Source organism: Methylobacterium organophilum (genome assembly GCF_022179465.1).
Lineage (GTDB): Bacteria > Pseudomonadota > Alphaproteobacteria > Rhizobiales > Beijerinckiaceae > Methylobacterium > Methylobacterium organophilum.
The window spans coordinates 217,385-233,172 of record NZ_BPQV01000007.1 but is presented as its reverse complement, the minus strand read 5'-3'; the positions used below and the strand labels follow the sequence as shown (position 1 = coordinate 233,172).

General features: G+C 67.6%; 11 protein-coding genes. 4 read left to right on the top strand and 7 right to left on the bottom strand.

Translation table 11 applies throughout. From position 1 onward, the window contains the following. Window positions 1-115 precede the first annotated feature (115 nt). A complete protein-coding gene (locus tag MFF21_RS13860; protein WP_238311708.1) occupies window positions 116-1,168 on the bottom strand; it encodes an alpha/beta hydrolase family protein in 1,053 nt (350 codons plus the stop codon). 148 nt (window positions 1,169-1,316) lie between these two features. After that, entirely contained in the window at window positions 1,317-2,231 is a 915-nt protein-coding gene (locus MFF21_RS13855; protein ID WP_238311707.1) for an SDR family oxidoreductase, read from the bottom strand. 102 nt (window positions 2,232-2,333) lie between these two features. Between MFF21_RS13855 and MFF21_RS13850 the strand changes: the two genes are divergently transcribed. Continuing rightward, window positions 2,334-2,945 (top strand): TetR/AcrR family transcriptional regulator, encoded by a 612-nt coding sequence (locus MFF21_RS13850; protein WP_238311706.1) that lies wholly within the window; start codon window positions 2,334-2,336, stop codon window positions 2,943-2,945. Between the two features lie 947 nt (window positions 2,946-3,892). On the opposite strand, the gene MFF21_RS13845 is transcribed toward MFF21_RS13850, so the two are convergent. From MFF21_RS13845 to MFF21_RS13830, 4 genes are all read right to left on the bottom strand, one after another. Continuing rightward, on the bottom strand, window positions 3,893-5,332 hold the full coding sequence (locus MFF21_RS13845; protein WP_238311705.1) for a carbohydrate porin: 1,440 nt from the start codon (window positions 5,330-5,332) through the stop codon (window positions 3,893-3,895). A gap of 14 nt (window positions 5,333-5,346) precedes the next feature. Next, window positions 5,347-6,756, bottom strand: coding sequence for a basic amino acid/polyamine antiporter (locus MFF21_RS13840; RefSeq protein WP_373325016.1), 1,410 nt, complete (start codon window positions 6,754-6,756; stop codon window positions 5,347-5,349). A gap of 89 nt (window positions 6,757-6,845) precedes the next feature. Beyond that, on the bottom strand, window positions 6,846-10,853 hold the full coding sequence (locus tag MFF21_RS13835) for a Pls/PosA family non-ribosomal peptide synthetase (RefSeq protein WP_238311703.1): 4,008 nt from the start codon (window positions 10,851-10,853) through the stop codon (window positions 6,846-6,848). Between the two features lie 198 nt (window positions 10,854-11,051). Then, the gene (locus tag MFF21_RS13830) at window positions 11,052-11,267 is read right to left on the bottom strand and encodes a hypothetical protein (protein ID WP_238311702.1); all 216 of its coding nucleotides are present in this window, start codon (window positions 11,265-11,267) and stop codon (window positions 11,052-11,054) included. Between the two features lie 186 nt (window positions 11,268-11,453). Here MFF21_RS13830 and MFF21_RS13825 point away from each other — a divergent pair, with 186 nt between their 5' ends. Next, window positions 11,454-11,654, top strand: coding sequence for a hypothetical protein (locus MFF21_RS13825; RefSeq protein WP_238311701.1), 201 nt, complete (start codon window positions 11,454-11,456; stop codon window positions 11,652-11,654). 88 nt (window positions 11,655-11,742) lie between these two features. Here the strand turns inward: MFF21_RS13825 and MFF21_RS13820 are convergent, their stop codons facing one another. Next, the gene (locus MFF21_RS13820; RefSeq protein ID WP_238311700.1) at window positions 11,743-13,407 is read right to left on the bottom strand and encodes an OFA family MFS transporter; all 1,665 of its coding nucleotides are present in this window, start codon (window positions 13,405-13,407) and stop codon (window positions 11,743-11,745) included. A 386-nt stretch (window positions 13,408-13,793) separates the two neighbouring features. Between MFF21_RS13820 and MFF21_RS13815 the strand changes: the two genes are divergently transcribed. Continuing rightward, window positions 13,794-14,084, top strand: coding sequence for a co-chaperone GroES (locus MFF21_RS13815; protein WP_238311699.1), 291 nt, complete (start codon window positions 13,794-13,796; stop codon window positions 14,082-14,084). A 34-nt stretch (window positions 14,085-14,118) separates the two neighbouring features. Continuing rightward, window positions 14,119-15,741, top strand: coding sequence for a chaperonin GroEL (groL, locus tag MFF21_RS13810; RefSeq protein ID WP_238311698.1), 1,623 nt, complete (start codon window positions 14,119-14,121; stop codon window positions 15,739-15,741). Window positions 15,742-15,788 lie beyond the last annotated feature (47 nt).

The window sequence follows — 15,788 nt, the reverse complement described above, 5'->3', positions numbered from 1 at the left end:
GTCGAGGCCGTCGAACCCGACCTCGTGGAGGAAGGTCAGGTCGCGCAGCGCACGCCACAGCTCGGAACGCTCACGATCCTTTCTGGGGTTGAGCAGGGTCGTGTCGCATCCGGTTCTAGGTTCCGCGAGACGACACTGATGGTCGCGACCTCGACGCAGTTTCAAAGCCTACGGGTGCGACGGCGAGGATCGGCCTCCACGTTGCCGACCATGCGCGCAGCGGTTCCGGCTCATCCCGAAGCGCGAGGTCCAAGAAGGCCAGTGCAGCGGACGCAGTCGCCTCCTTGACCTGCGGGTTCAGGATCACGCCGCCGGTCATGGGCCGGTCGGTGAAGATGCTGTGCGATCCGCCTTGAAAGACTGCCAGCACCTTCCGAGTGGTCGCGATGGCCTCGTACACATCGAGGCGGTCGCTGACCGGCGAGATGCGGCCTGGCAATTGGATGATATCCTCCGTTGCCGTCACGTGCAGGGTCGGGATCTCCACCGCGCCCAAGACGGACCGCAGGTCGCGCTCGCCATAGAATGGTGGTGCCGAGATCACGATGCCGGCTTTGATGCGCGGGTCCCGACATTGAAGGACCCGTCCTTCACGAAACACTCGGGCGCCCGCCGCGATCAGCGTCGTGTTGGCACCGTAGGAGTGTCCCGCCGCAACGATCCGACGCGAGTCGATGCGATCTCCGAAGGCGCCGCCATCCTGGATCAGCAAGCGGTCGAGAGCGAAGCGTAGGTCGCGTGCCCGTGCAAGGGCCTCTTGCTCCTGCGCCGCCGTATCGATCCGGTCGAATAAGGCCAACGGATTGCCGGTCCAGATAGAGGTGTCGCTGCCGACATGCTGCAGGTGCAGGCTGGCGACGCCGCGGGAAGACCAGTGCCGGCCAAGGTAGCTATAGCCCGTGCGGGATTGCCCAAGGCCGTGAGAAAACACGACCAGCGGAACTGGGCCCCGTCGTGACGACGTGTTGGGCCAGTAGAGGCGCACCGGCACCGGACGCGCGCGGTCGCCGTCAATCCAATCGAAGTCAACGACGCGTACGTCCTCCACGCGAGGCCGTGCGAGCGCCGTGTGCGTCACTCCTGCCGCCGCGGCACCCAGCAGCAGGGAACCGACCTGGCGGCGGTTCAGCGGCTGCCGAGGTGCTTTCATACCGGGGAAATCGATCATCGCGTGAGGCTTTCGCGTGAGTGGGAGAGGCAGGGAACGGCAGAGCTTCGCAGTTCCCTCGCCAGCCCCAAATCCATCGTATCGAGTATCCGGCAACGGCTCGCTTCAGTGTCCGAGTGATCAAAGCAGCGAGCTTGAGAGGCGAAACCTATTGAAACGTCACGCCGGATAGCTGCTCGGACACGGCCCACAGCCGTGTCGCGACGGCTTCATCTTGAGCCTGGACAGGAACTTCGGCGGGTCCTGGCGCACCGCGAGTCTCACCCAGCCGCGTCGGACCATAATATCCACCTGCCGTAGCGAGCGGCGCGGTCGCGGCATACAGGGTTGGCAACGCACCTCGCGCGGCCGGCTGGAACAGGAACCACAGGTAGGTCCGCATCATACCCGCTGCGCTCCAGCGACCCGACCCGTTCGGCAACAGGTCGGTCCGCGAGATACCGGGATGTGCCGCCAGACTCGTCAGCCCCCAGCCATTCGCGTTGCTGCGGCGCTGCAGTTCGCGTGCGAAGATCAGGCAGGCAAGCTTGGACTGACTGTAGACCGCCATCGGTCGATAGGCACGCTCTGCCTGCAAATCGTCGAAGGCGATCCTGCCACCACGAGCAGCAACGCTGGACAGCGTAACGACGCGCGGCATCCGAGCCTCACGCAGAAGCGGCAACAGGTGAGCGGTGAGAGCGAAGTGTCCGAGATAGTTCGTGGCGAACTGCAACTCGTAGCCGTCGCTTGAAAGCTGGCGCGTCGGTAGGCTCATCACGGCGGCGTTGTTGATCAGGAGATCGATCCGGCTGTGACGTGCCTTCATCCGCTTCGCGAAGGCGGCCACGGAAGTAAGGCTGGCAAGGTTCAGGATCTCGAAGCCGACCCGTGCGCCCGGCACCTGCTGCCGAATGATCATGACGGCGTGCGCGCCCTTGTCAGAGTTGCGACCGGCAAGGATCACCTCACTGCCGGCGCGCGTCAGCGCGAGTGCAACCTCGAAGCCCAGGCCGCCAGTCCCCGTCACGATGGCGACCGACCCTGCCTGTGATGGCAGATCGGCAAGGGTCCAGCCAGACATTCGAGGATACTCCATTGACCGCGCAAAGTTGCACTCGGTGCGAAGATATATTCGCACCGAGTGCAACTTTGCAAGTGCGGAATCACATGCGAGAACGAGCGCATGACAAGCCCCACATCGAAGTCTGATGGCCTTCGGGCACGAAAGCGTCAGGAGACGCTGGAGCGGATCGCCGAGGCCGGTCTGAGACTCTTCAGTCAGAACGGCTACGAGGCGACGACCTTGGACGCCATCGCTGAGGCAGCCGGCATCTCGCGACGAATGTTCTTCTACTACTTCAAATCGAAGGAAGAGATCCTGCTGGATTGGCAGATGCGGGGTTTCAATGCGTCACTGCACAAGGCGGTGCTGGCCCAGCCGGCAGGCAAGGTGCCATTCGAGGTGGTTCGCGATGCCCTGTTGAAGCTCTCAGCAGGCTTCCGCACTCAGGAGTTCATCAGCATCGACCGTGTCTTGCGGTCGAACGAGGCTCTCAGGGCCCGAAAGCAGGCGACTTACAACCTGCATGAACAAGCCTTGCATGCCGTGCTCGTTGAACGATGGCCGGATCCTGCCCGCAGCGCCTCCCTGCGCCTCGTTGCGATGGCGTCACTCGGTGCGATGCGTCTGGCGATAGAGGCGTGGATTCAGGCAGGAGGCGACCACCCCTTGGACGCCTTCCTCCAGTCGGCCTTCGCCGGTCTCACATCCGAATTCTGCATGCCTTCCAGATAGCCTCGAGCACAGACGGCAGAGCGGCCCTTCGATGATGAGGCCGCGGATCGGTCAACGACGATACTGTCGCGAGGATCTCAGGTCGTGATGTGTCGATGACTTTTCCTTCTAGATTGACATCATTCTGAGAACCGTCACGGTTGATCGCCCTGATTGCGTCCGCGTCTCTGTGCTTAGCAGACACCTAACAGGCTATTGAAAAAGTCCGCGGCGTGGCCGAACTTGGCATGATTCACTCCTTCCCGGAAGCGCACGGGGCAATTGGATGGAGCACCCGTTCGGCACGCTGAATGACTAGAGGCTGTTATGAACTGTCTGCGAGTTGAGCGGGCGATCTCGACGCTCTCGCCAGTGGCTGCCTGCATGGCCTCGGCCAAGCGTCTGAAAAAATACTTATCGAAATTGGATATATCTTCGGAGAAATTTTAAAATCCCGACCGACTGAGCATTGATGAGCTTCATCATCCGCAGAACGGCCCGGAAGAGAAACGGTGCGGGTTGAGGTCGTGGGCGCCTCGGATTGCGATAGCGCTCCGGCAGCCCGGGCTCCGCCGCCTCAAGGTAGCGCTTGAAGAACTCGTTGGGCGACTCGTCCGCCACCGTGGTCCTCGCCGGTGTGAGGGCGCGAAAATCAAGCGCTTTCGTTAGACATTTTCTCGAATTTCTCAATGAATTGCCGCGTGTTTAGACGGGCGCTTCATGGCTAAGTTATTGATAAAATTGAATTAAAATGTGACTCTGACTCCGTTAGTCGTGGTTCGAATCCACGTCCCCCAGCCAATCATCTCTCAGTCTTTCTCCCCTTTCAGGATCTGAACCGCACCGCAGTTGCGCATGGTCAGGCGTGAAAGCGTCCCGCCGGGTCGATAACGCGCCTCGGCGATGCGGCGCCTGCGGACTTTCTTGTTGCCGGACAGGAGAACGGCGCGGCCGACCGCGCGTCGTCCCTATTCGGCGGCGAGGCCGAGCATCGTCCCGATGGGAACGACGAGGGAAGCGCCGAGATAGACGCCGTCCCGTGCCCGGCGGGCCGTGTAGGGCTCGTAGAACGAGTTCGCGTTGACGACGTATTGAAGCACGGGTTCGACGGCGACGCCCTGGCCCAGCTCGAAATGGGCGTTGGCCTCGATCACGAACTTGTTGCGGGGGTAGGGTTGCCCCGTGCCGTCCGCGAAGAAGTTGGTGTCCCCCAGGAAGATCGCGTAGCTGTCGTTCAGGCGCTGCCAGTTGAACTTGATGCCGTAGGTGTCCTCGGGCCGGCTGCGGTCGGGGCCCGCGAGCAGCAGGCCGACGAAGCCGTTGAAGCGCACCGGGATCGTCGCGTCGAAGGCGTAGCCGGCGCTCGCGTAGAGGGTGAGAGCCGTGGGATGGAGGTCTCCCGCCTCCCGGCCCCCGTCGGCACGCCAGATCGTCCGGCTCGCCGTCAGGACGAGGCCGGAGGTGCCGGATTTCTGCGGCGTCGGCGTGCCGGGCCAGAAATTCTTCATGAAGCCCGCGACCGTCCGGACACTGTCGTCGTGGTCGGCGGTGTTCACGAAGCCGGTCAGGGAGAACCGCCGGGGATAGGGATCGACGGCGTAATCCGTCTTCAGCCCCATCTCGGTCATGACGACGGCGCCCGCGATCCACTCGGAGCCCCATTCGTATCCGTTGAGCCAGTTGGTGTTGGGGTTCACGCTGAAGGCGCCGGCCTGGACATAGGTGCTCGGCGAGAGCTGATAGGCGGCGTTGCCGCCCCAGACCCCGTAGAGGCTCGAGGTCCAGCCCGCATTGAGCACGAGCAGATCCTGGTAGCAGGAATTGACCGTCCCGCAGGGGGGCAGCACATAGTAGCGGTCGGGATGTGTCCGTCCGATCTCCAGGACCAGCCGGTCGTCGAGGAGGCGCTGCTGGTAGGTCAGCAGGGAGAGGCGGCTCGCATTCGGATTGTAGGGCGCCAGGAAGCCCGACGTGCTGTCGCCGATGGCGTTGGCTATGTTGAGGTTGCGCACGAACCCGAAGAAGCTTTGTGTGAAGTTGAGCGTGCCCCCCTCGATTCCGGCGAGCCGCTGCAGGTCCGCGCTCATGCTCAGCACGAGATAGGCGGCATTCGCCTGCTGGCCTGGGCGCAGGCCGAGGGTGGGGTTGGCGGAATAGAAGTCGTAGGCGTTGACGTCGAAGCTCAGGCCGTGGGCGGCGAGGTCCGTGGCCCAAGCCGCGAGCGGGCCGGTGCGGACAGGATCCTCCCCGCGCTGGGCGATCCGGGGATTCGTCTCCGGCTGGGTGGTGTCGAGGAGGTCGGCGATCGGGGCGGCGATCTGCGCCTGGACCGGCGTGCCGCCGAGGAGGCAGGCGAGCAGGGCGAGGGGAGACCAGGCTGGAGCGAGGCGGGGTATGTGCGGGATCATCGGGGCCGCCGGCGTCAGAGACGGATGGCGCCGTTGCACAGGCCTATGACGGCCGTGAGAAGCGCCGCGCCGAGGAGGAGAGCCAGACACCGTTCCGCGGCCGTGAAGGGCGTCGCGCTCTGCTCGCGCCGGGCTTGCAGGAAGAGGAGCGTCCCCGGCGCGTAGATGAGGGTCGAGAGGAGCCAGTATTTCGGGCCGGCGGCGCAGAGCATACCGGCGGCGTAGCCGGTGGCGAGCGCCGCCGCAATCAGATCGGCCCGTCGGGCTGCCGCGCCTGTGCCCGCATAGCCCTCACCCGTGCGGGCGAGCTTCACGGCGTAGGCCCCGACCAGCAGGTAGGGCAGCAGGCTCATGGCGCTGGTGAGCTCGATCGCCAGGCGCAGGGCGGATTCCGCCGCGAGCGTCGCCAGGAGGACCGCGAAGACCGCGCCGTTGGTGAGCCAGAGGGCGGCGGCGGGCGCGCCGGCGGCGTTCTGGCGGCCGAGGAAGGCCGGCATGATCCCGCCCGCGGCCGAGGCCGAGAGAACCTCCGCGGCCAGCAGCGACCAGGACAGGTAGGCGCCGAGCACCGAGATCAGCACGCCCAGGCTGACGAAGATGGCGCCCTGCCGCCCGATCACGGCCTCCAGCACACCGGCCATGGACGGATTGCGCAGGGCGGCGAGCTCCGCCCGCGGCAGGATCCCGTAGGACAGGATGGTGACGAGCATGAACAGGGCGAGCACGCTCCCGAAGCCGAGGAGCGTGGCCTGTCCCACGTCCTCCCGGCGCCGCGCGTAGCGCGAATACACGCTCGCCCCCTCGATGCCGAGGAAGACGAAGACCACGATCAGCAGTGTGCCGCGAACCTGCCCGAACAGGTCGCCGCCGGAGAGTGCAGGTGCGCCGATCAGATTCGCGGCGAAGACCTCGGGCCGGAACGCGACCGCCACCACGGCGAGGAACACCACGATCGGGACGATCTTGGCCACCGTGACGATCGTGTTGAGGGCGGTCGCCTCCTTCACGCCCCGCAGCAGCAGGGCATGCACGCCCCAGAGGATCAGGCCGGCCACGGCGACCGCGGCGGGGGTGTCGCCCTCGCCCAAAGCCGGGACGAAGGCGCCGAGGGTCGATTGCGACAGCACCAGGAAGGTGACGAGGCCGAGGAAGGCGCTCGCCCAGTAGCCGAGCGCCGAGAGGAAGCCGAGATAGGGGCCGAACCCGGCCCGCGCATAGGCGACGATGCCCGCATCCAGGTCCGGCTTGCGCTCGGCCAGGGTCTGGAACGCCCGGGCCAGCATCAGCATGCCGAGGCCGGCGATGCCCCAGGCGATGAGCGCGCCGATTACGCCCGTGGAACGGCCGAAGGCCTGGGGCAGGGAGAAGATCCCGCCGCCGACCATCGAGCCGACGACGAGGGTGGTGAGGGAGAGGCGCGACAGCGTCCGCGGCCCCGCGGCGGGGTTGCCCTTGGAGGTGGCGGCCTGCGCCTCGTCTCCGCCGGGCAGGATCGCCGCCGGGGCGAGGGCGGTCACGCCGCCGCCTGCATCGGCCGCGCCGGGGCGCCGGCCCATTGGGTGTTGGCCGGAATCGCCTCGCCCTTCATTATGATGGTGAGCGGTCCGAGCCGGGCGTGGCCGCCGACGCGGGTGTCGTAGAGCACCGTGGTTAGGGCGCCGACGCTGACGCCTCGCCCGATCTCGATCGGGCCGATCTTCATCACCCGGTCTTCGAACAGGTGGGTCTGCAGGTTGGCCGTGGCGTTGATGGCGGCATGGTCGCCGATCCGCACGCAGTCGAACTCGGTGATGTCGGTGCTGTCGAGGAACACGCCGTGGCCGATCTTTACGCCGAACAGGCGCAGGGCCGGGGGCAGCAGGACCGTGCCGCGGAGGCTGTCGAGCAGGATGGCGCCGGCCGTGCCCCAGTAGAGCGTGGTCATGGCCTCGGTACGCAGGGCCCACCACGACCACAGGCCGTGATTGCCGGGCCGGTACACGCCCATCATGATCCATTTCAGCACGAGCACCACGCCGGCCAGGATCAGCGCGCAGGCCGTGCAGGTTGCCACGAAGATTGCCAGGAACATGCCCCAGCTCTGGTGCTCCAGGGCCGGGAACAGCACGTATTCCGCGGCGTAGGTGCCGAGGGTGATGAACATCATCGTCGGCATCGAGGCGCTGAACAGCTCGAACACGGCCCGCAGCAGCCGGCGCCCGGCGGAGGGCCGGAAGGTCATCGCGGTCTGCGCATCGTCGAAGCGCTGGCGCACAGGCAGGCGGAGGGGCGGGCTGCCGAACCAGGTGTCGCCCGGTTCGATGGCGCTTCCGGCCGGAGGCTTCGACTTGATGCCGATCAGGCAGCCGTCGGGAATGTCCGTGCCCGGCGGCAGCACCGCGTCGTTGCCGATGAAGACCCGGGAGCCGGTGCGCACCTTGCGGATCGTCATCCAGCCGCGTCGGATGTCCTCGTCGCCCACCACGACCTCGTCGGCCACGAAGCAATGGTCGCCGATCTCGATCGTGTCGTAGCGGCCGGCGAAGTTGGTGGCGACCTCGGTGTCCCGCCCGATCCGGGCGCCCATCAGCCGGTACCAATGGCGCATGTAGACCGTGGAGAAGAGCGAGCTCAGCGTGTCGAGCATCACGTCGCTGGCCAGGCCCACCGTCCACTTGCGCAGGTAGAAGCCTGAATGGATCGAGTGGGTACCCTCTCCCGCGCGGGGCAGGACGATCCAGCGGATGGCGGTGACGAGCATCGCCGTTCCGAAGACGAGGAGCATCGCGGTCGGCCAGGTTAGGACCGGCAGGTACCAGTGGTAGTCGAGACCCACGAGCGCCTGGAGCACGGTGTCGTAGCGGTCGAACAGGTAGAAGGCCGGGAAGACCGGGAGCAGCGCCATGGCCGGCATGAACAGGACCATCAGCGCGAAGAACGCGGTCCGGGCGGCCTGCATCGCCCGTGTGGGCTCAGGCGCCGGCGCGGGCCATGTGGCGGGGTCCACCGCGCCGACCCGGCGGCCGGGGGAGCCATCCCAATGCTCGAAGGCGCCGACGCGGGTGCCCGGCAGGATGGCGGTGAGGTCGCCGAGCTCCGCGCCTTCCTCGATGATCACCCCGTGGCCGATGGCGCAGGAGGTGCCGATATAGGCGGCGGACTGGATCTCCACCGGGCCGATGACCAGCTCGTTGCCGACGACCTCGGCATTGGCGACGCTGAGCTTGGCGCCGAGGGTCACGTCGTCGCCGATGGTGAGGAGGTCGATCGCCCCGGCATTGAGGCCGCTGACGATGCTGCGGCGACCGACGCGGGCGCCGAGCGCCCGCATGGTCGCGGCGGCGAGCGGCGTGCCCTGCATCAGCGAGAGATGGGTCAGGCCGACGAACTGCTTGGCGAGCCACCAGCGAAAGAAATAGACGCCCCAGAGCGGGTAGCGGCCGGGCTTGGCCCGCCAGAGCACGGCGCGCTTGCCGAGGATGCCGGCTACGGTGACGGCGAAGGTCACGAGGGCATAGGTGCCCAGAAGCATCAGCACTTCGTGGAAGCGGATGACCTCGTCGGTCGTGATCAGCTCGTAGACCACGAAGATCGTCAGCCACGGCCCTGTGCGTCCGAGCAGCAGCAGCGGCAGGCAGGCGGCTTGGGCGAGGCCGCACAGGAGGCGCCGCATGCGCGGCGGCGGCTCGAAAGAGAGGTCGACCGGGCCGGCGTCCGGCGCGTCGGAGATCCGCGTGTCGAGGGCGGCGGCCATGGCCCGCAGGCTGCGCTGGCCGTAGACATCCTCCAGGGTCAGGCTCGCGAGGCGCGAGGTCTCGCGCACGGCGGCGAGGAAGCGCGCGGCCAGCAGCGAATGGCCGCCGAGATCGTTGAAGAAATCCGCCTCGAAGGCCAGGACCTGCCCCGGGAAGAGTGGCTGGGCCGCCGCGAGCAGGGCGGCCTCGGTGGCGGTCTGCGGCGCCTCCTGAACCTCGGCCTCGTCCGCGGCCTGGAGGACCATCGCCTTCAGGGCCTTGCGGTCGGCCTTGCCCGAGGTCAGCCGCGGCAGGACGGCCATCTCCTCGAAATGGGCCGGCACCATATAGGGCGGCAGCTGCGCCTTGAGCGCCGCCCGCAGGGCAGCGCGGTCGAGGGACCGGCCCGCCTCCGGCACCACGAAGGCGACGAGCCGGTCGATGCCGTTGTCCGGGCGCACCACCACCGCCGCCTGGGCGATGCCCGGGGTGGTGGAGAGCCGGGCCTCGATCTCGCCGAGCTCGATGCGGAAGCCGCGCAGCTTGACTTGATCGTCGATGCGGCCGTGGAACAGGATCTTTCCGCCCGGATCGACGCTCACGGCGTCGCCGGAGCGATACAGCACCGGGTCAGCCCCCTCCGGGTCGAAGGGGTTGGCGATGAATTTCTCGGCCGTCAGATCCGGCCGCCCGAGATAGCCGCCGGCCAGGCCCGGGCCGCCGATCAGGAGCTCGCCTTCCTCGCCCGGGCCGGCCAGAATTCCTTGCTCGGTGACGATGTAGCAGGTGTAGTTCGGGATCGGCCCGCCGATCGTCACCGGGGCGTCCGGGGTGACGATATCGACGGTGGCGACCACGGTCGCCTCGGTCGGGCCGTAGCTGTTGAACACGGTGCGGCCGGGCCGGCACCAGCGCTGCCGCACGGCGGGCGGGCAGGCCTCGCCGCCCAGGATGATGATGCGCAGCGAGGGCACGTCCTCCGGCATCATCGCCAGCAGCGTCGGGACCGTGTCGAGGACGGTGATCCCGGCCGCCCGCATCACGCCGGGCAGCGCGTCGACCTCGCCGAGGATCGCGGGCGAGGCCACCCACAGGGTGGCGCCGACGAGATAGGGGACGAAGATCTCTTCGAGGGAGAGATCGAAGGCGACCGACGCGCCTTGGAAGCATACGTCGTCCCCGGTCATGCCGTAGACTTGGTTCGCCGCGCGCAGGTAGTGACAGATATTGGCGTGGCTGATGACGATGCCTTTGGGCTTGCCCGTCGAGCCCGAGGTGTAGATCGCATAGGCCGGGTGAGCGTTGGTGAGGCCGAGCGCCCGCAGGTCGATCGGTGCGCCCGCGCCGCCCTCGTCTATCAGGGCCGCGAAGGGGAGGGGCGTCGCCGCCGGCGCCCGTTCGAGCTTCGCCGCGGTCACGGAGTCGACGATCAGGAGATCGGCCGCGCAATCCGTGAGGCACTCGCCGATCCTATCCGGCGGCGCGTCGGCGTCGAAGGGGATGTAGGCGGCGCCGCTCTTGAGGATGCCGAGCAGGGCGACATGCAGGTCGAGGGAGCGGGTCATCCACAGGCCCACGAACCGGCCCGGCCCGGCGCCCCTTGCCCGCAGGGCCCGCGCGACCCGGTCCGCCCGGGCCTCCAGCTCCGCGTAGGTGATCCGGGTCCCGCCGAACACGATGGCGATGTGCTCCGGGCGTGCCCGCGCCGAATCCGAGACGATCTCCGGCAGCAACTCGTCACGCAGGAGCGACGGATCCTTCCGGCCCCGGAGAATGCTCCGGCAGGCGAGATCGGGACGCATGTTCATGGAAGGCGGTTCTCGACGCGTGCAGTTCGTTGGAATTTCGCCGGAGATCCTTTAGGAAATGCGAGCGAATACGCTCAAGGCTCCGGCGGAGCAGCGTCGATCCGAGACCTTCTTTGGATTGGTAAACGAGTCGCCAAGACGGGCGGCATGCTTATCTGTTTCTGATCTTTGCCAACCCGAGCCCTACCGCGGGGCACGTCAGGCCACGAGCCGCGCCACCTCGACCGCCCGGCAGGTATCGGCCCGCAGGCGCCAGTCCGCGATCCGCATCGCCTGGCAGAAGCGCGCCTTGGCTTCGTAGAGGGCCGAGACGTCCGAACGGGCGCGCACGACCATGCGCCCCTGCAGGACGGCACGGTCGTGGCCGCTCCCATCGGGCACGACCTTGTGAAAGGTGACGAGGTAGCTGCGCATCACAGGGCTCCGTTCCGGACAGACGGTGGAGCGTGTGGGCGATCGGGGCGGCCGGCCTTGATTCAGCGCAAGGCCGGCCCCGCGCGCGGCCCTGCTTACTCGCGGCGCCGACCCTTGCGCTGGATCAAGGTGCCACCCGGACGACCCGGCAGGATGCCCCCGTCAGGATGGACGGGAGAGAGAACGATGACCGTGGTGATACAATCGATCTTCGTGGAGACGGTGCGCGAGGAGCGCGTGACGACGGCCTTGCGGCCGCGCGACGCAGCATCCCCCGCGCTCGTCGCCGACACCGCCCGCGAGCGCAGCATTGGCAGCTTCCAGGCTTTGGCGCTGGCGATCGCGGCCGCCGTGGTCACGACGGTCCTGACGGCCCTCGTTCTCTGAGGCCGCTTTCGGGACATCCCGCGAGGTCAGGGCCCGCGCTACGCCGCCATCGGCGCGGCGCGAGCTTTGGAGGGGCTAAGTCCCGCGCTCAGCGGAACAGGATCAGCGCCTTGGATAGGGTGATCCAGATGCCCCAGAGGATCGGGATGCCGACGATGGCCCAGGCCAGGGCCGCGCCGGCCGAGACGCCGCCGCGGCCGATGCCCTGGGCGCCCCCTCGCGTCGCAGCGCCCGTCCTGCCCTTGGCCTCGAGCGCCGCGACCTCGGTCTCCGGCATGAACCAGCGCCGGGCGAGGGGACGCACCGCGAGGTTGCAGACGAAGCCGACGGCGAGGAAGACCGCGAGCACGTACATCGTACGTGCGTAGAGATCGACGCCGGTCACGCCGGCATCGACCTGATGCTGGCGGATCGCGGTGACGACGACCGGTCCGATCACGCCCGCCGTCGACCAGGCGGTGAGCAGGCGGCCGTGGATGGCGCCGACGAACTGCGTGCCGAACACATCGGCGAGATAGGCGGGGATGGTGGCGAAGCCGCCGCCATACATCGACAGGATCACGCAGAAGAAGCCCACGAACAGGGCCGTCGAGCCGATCCCCGCGGCCCAGGGCGCGGCGGCGTAGAGCGCGACGCCGAGGCCGAAGAAGATCGCGTAGGTGAGCTTGCGGCCGAGCTTGTCCGACATCGAGGCCCAGAAGAAGCGGCCGAGGATGTTGAACAGGGACAGGAGGCCGACGAAGCCCGCGGCGATGGCCGCGACCTGGGTCTTCTGCCCGGCGTCGAGCTGCCCGAACCCGACCTCGGGAAGGTTGATCAGCTTGCCGCCGAAGATCTCCTGCAACATGGGCGAGGCGAGGGCCAGCACGCCGATGCCGGCCGACACGTTGAGGCAGAGCACCAGCCAGAGCAGCCAGAATTGCGGCGTCTTGTGCGCGTCGCGCAGATGCACGTGGCCGGAGGCGATCATCGCGTTCTTGGCGGCCGGCGGCGTCCAGCCCTCCGGGGCCCAGCCGGCCGGCGGCACGCGGTAGCCGAAGGCACCGCCCAGCATGAACAGCAGGTAGCCGATGCTCATCACGACGAGGGTCTGCCAGACGCCGGCGGATTCCGGGCTGCGGAAGGTCTTGATCAGGGTGTCGGCCAGCGGCGAGCCGATCATCGCGCCGCCGCCGAAGCCCATGATCGCCATGCCGGTCGCCATGCCGCGCCGGTCGGGGAACCATTTGATCAGCGTCGAGACGGGGGAGATGTAGCCGAGCCCCAGCCCGATGCCGCCGATCAGGCCCATGCCGAGCCAGATCAGCCAGAGCTGGTGCAGGTGGACGCCGAGGGCGCCGATCAGGAAGCCGCCGCCCCAGCAGAGCGCGGCCACCACGCCCGCCTTGCGCGGGCCCGCCCGTTCGAGCCAGCCGCCGAACAGGGCCGCCGAGATGCCGAGCACGACGATGCCGATGGAGAAGACGATGACGAGGTCGCTGACGCGCCAGTCGCAGCGGGTGGTGAACAGCGCCGTGAGCACGCTCATGTCCGGGCAACTCGCCGGCGCCGGCTGCCCGACGCTGAGCGCTCGGGACAGGGGCAGCCAGAACACGGACAGGCCATAGGCCATGCCGATGCAGAGATGGATCGCGAGGGCGGCGGGGGGCACCAGCCATCGGTTGAAGCCGGGTTTGGCGACGATGCGCTCCCGTGACAGCCATGTCGGGGCGAACGCCTGATGCCCGACCCCGTCGGCAACGCCTAGACTCATGCGGTTTTCCTCCCTGTGGCCTCGAAGCGGGCCACTCCTGCACGACGCTATCAACGTTCGGCGGCCCGGGCCAAGACAATCACGCCCCGGCACGTTCGGCGCACGGCTTTAATCCGGCCCACCTCTTCGCCGGCCGCCGCGGCGGGTCTCGCAAACGGCGCGGCGGTGCGTCGAGGCGCGGGAATCGCCGGCACCGCTCCCGGACGATCGAGCGAAGGATTTCTTCCCGGACCGCCGCCCGGATGGCGCAATCGTCCTCTCGAGCTTCGTTCTTTAAAAAGAACAATCCAGTTGACTAAAAGAACGGTCGCGGCCACGCTGAGGCCCTCGGATCGGCCCCTCGGGGCCACCGGATCGACACCAACGGACTTGGGAGAGCCACGGCGATGGCGTTTCGACCCCTGCACGACCGCGTTCTTCTGCGGCGCGTGGACAGCGACGAGCGGACGAAGGGCGGCATCATCATCCCCGACACCGTCAAGGAGAAGCCTCAGGAAGGCGAGGTCGTCGCCGTCGGCCCGGGCGCCCGCGACGAGCAGGGACACCTGAACGCGCTCGACGTGACCGTCGGCGACCGGGTGCTGTTCGGCAAATGGGCCGGCACCGAAGTCAAGATCGACGGCCAGGATCTCCTGATCCTGAAGGAATCCGACATTCTCGGCGTGATCGCGGCCTGATCTGGCCCGTAACCAGCAATCTTGGAGGATGGGAATGGCAGCAAAGGACGTGAAGTTTTCGGGAGATGCCCGCGAAAGGCTTCTGCGCGGCGTCGACATCCTGGCGGATGCCGTCAAGGTGACGCTCGGCCCGAAGGGTCGCAACGTCGTGATCGAGAAGAGCTTCGGGGCGCCGCGCATCACCAAGGACGGCGTCACCGTCGCCAAGGAGATCGAGCTGGAGGATCGCTTCGAGAATCTCGGCGCGCAGCTCCTGCGCGAGGTCGCAGCGAAGACCAACGATTTGGCCGGTGACGGCACCACCACCGCGACCGTGCTCGCCCAGGCGATCGTCCGCGAGGGCGCAAAGGCGGTCGCGGCAAACTTCAACCCCCTCGACCTGAAGCGCGGCATCGACCTCGCCACGGCCGCCGCGGTGAAGGACATCACCGCCCGCGCCCGCAAGGTGACCGCGTCCGACGCCATTGCCCAGGTCGGCACGATCTCCGCCAACGGCGACAAGGAGATCGGCCGCCTGATCGCGCAGGCGGTCGAGAAGGTGGGCAAGGAAGGCGTCATCACCGTCGAGGAGGCCAAGACCGCCGAGACCGAGCTCGATGTCGTCGAAGGCCTGCAATTCGATCGCGGCTATCTCTCGCCCTACTTCGTGACCAATGCGGAGAAGCTGATCGCCGAGCTCGAAGATCCCTACATCCTCATCCACGAGAAGAAGCTCTCTTCCCTTCAGCCGCTGCTGCCGGTTCTGGAAGCGGTCGTCCAATCGAGCCGGCCCCTGCTGATCATCGCCGAGGATGTCGAGGGCGAGGCTCTGGCCACTCTCGTCGTGAACAAGCTCCGCGGCGGCCTCAAGGTCGCGGCCGTCAAGGCGCCGGGCTTCGGCGATCGCCGCAAGGCGATCCTGGAGGACATCGCCATCCTGACCAACGGCCAGACCATCTCGGAAGATCTCGGCATCAAGCTGGAGAACGTGACGCTGGGCCTGCTCGGTCAGGCCAAGCGCGTGCGCATCGACAAGGAGAGCACGACCATCGTCGACGGTCTCGGCGCGAAGGCCGACATCGAGGCCCGCGTCGGCCAGATCAAGGCGCAGATCGAGGAGACCACCTCGGACTACGACCGTGAGAAGCTCCAGGAGCGCCTGGCCAAGCTCGCTGGCGGCGTCGCGGTGATCCGCGTCGGCGGCGCGACCGAGGTCGAGGTCAAGGAGAAGAAGGACCGCGTGGACGACGCGCTCAACGCGACGCGGGCGGCGATCGAGGAGGGCATCGTCCCCGGCGGCGGCACCGCGCTGCTGCGCGCCAAGGCGGTCGTGTCGGCGCTGACGAGCGACAATGCCGACGTGAGGGCCGGCATCAACATCGTGCTCAAGGCGCTCGAAGCCCCGATCCGCCAGATCGCCGCCAATGCCGGCGTCGAGGGTTCGATCGTCGTCGCCAAGATCGTCGAGAGCGGCTCGGACACCTTCGGCTTCGACGCGCAGACCGAGACCTACGGGGATCTCGTCGAGGCCGGCATCGTCGACCCGGCCAAGGTGGTGCGCACCGCCCTGCAGGACGCCGCTTCCGTGGCGGGCCTTCTGGTGACCACCGAGGCCCTGGTCGCCGACCGGCCGAAGGAGAAGGCGCCGCTGCCGCCTGCCGGTGCGCCCGACTTCTGAGCCACGAGGGCCGGGCCGCGGGCCATCCGAGCGATGGCCGCGGCCCC

Excerpts from the sequence above, each read along its gene's own strand:
- MFF21_RS13830 (WP_238311702.1), bottom strand. The coding sequence starts at position 11,267 with ATGCGCAGCTACCTCGTCACCTTTCACAAGGTCGTGCCCGATGGGAGC.
- MFF21_RS13820 (WP_238311700.1), bottom strand. The coding sequence starts at position 13,407 with ATGAGTCTAGGCGTTGCCGACGGGGTCGGGCATCAGGCGTTCGCCCCG.
- MFF21_RS13815 (WP_238311699.1), top strand. The coding sequence starts at position 13,794 with ATGGCGTTTCGACCCCTGCACGACCGCGTTCTTCTGCGGCGCGTGGAC.
- MFF21_RS13855 (WP_238311707.1), bottom strand. The coding sequence starts at position 2,231 with ATGTCTGGCTGGACCCTTGCCGATCTGCCATCACAGGCAGGGTCGGTC.
- MFF21_RS13825 (WP_238311701.1), top strand. The coding sequence starts at position 11,454 with ATGACCGTGGTGATACAATCGATCTTCGTGGAGACGGTGCGCGAGGAG.
- groL (WP_238311698.1), top strand. The coding sequence starts at position 14,119 with ATGGCAGCAAAGGACGTGAAGTTTTCGGGAGATGCCCGCGAAAGGCTT.
- MFF21_RS13860 (WP_238311708.1), bottom strand. The coding sequence starts at position 1,168 with ATGATCGATTTCCCCGGTATGAAAGCACCTCGGCAGCCGCTGAACCGC.
- MFF21_RS13835 (WP_238311703.1), bottom strand. The coding sequence starts at position 10,853 with ATGAACATGCGTCCCGATCTCGCCTGCCGGAGCATTCTCCGGGGCCGG.
- MFF21_RS13850 (WP_238311706.1), top strand. The coding sequence starts at position 2,334 with ATGACAAGCCCCACATCGAAGTCTGATGGCCTTCGGGCACGAAAGCGT.
- MFF21_RS13845 (WP_238311705.1), bottom strand. The coding sequence starts at position 5,332 with ATGATCCCGCACATACCCCGCCTCGCTCCAGCCTGGTCTCCCCTCGCC.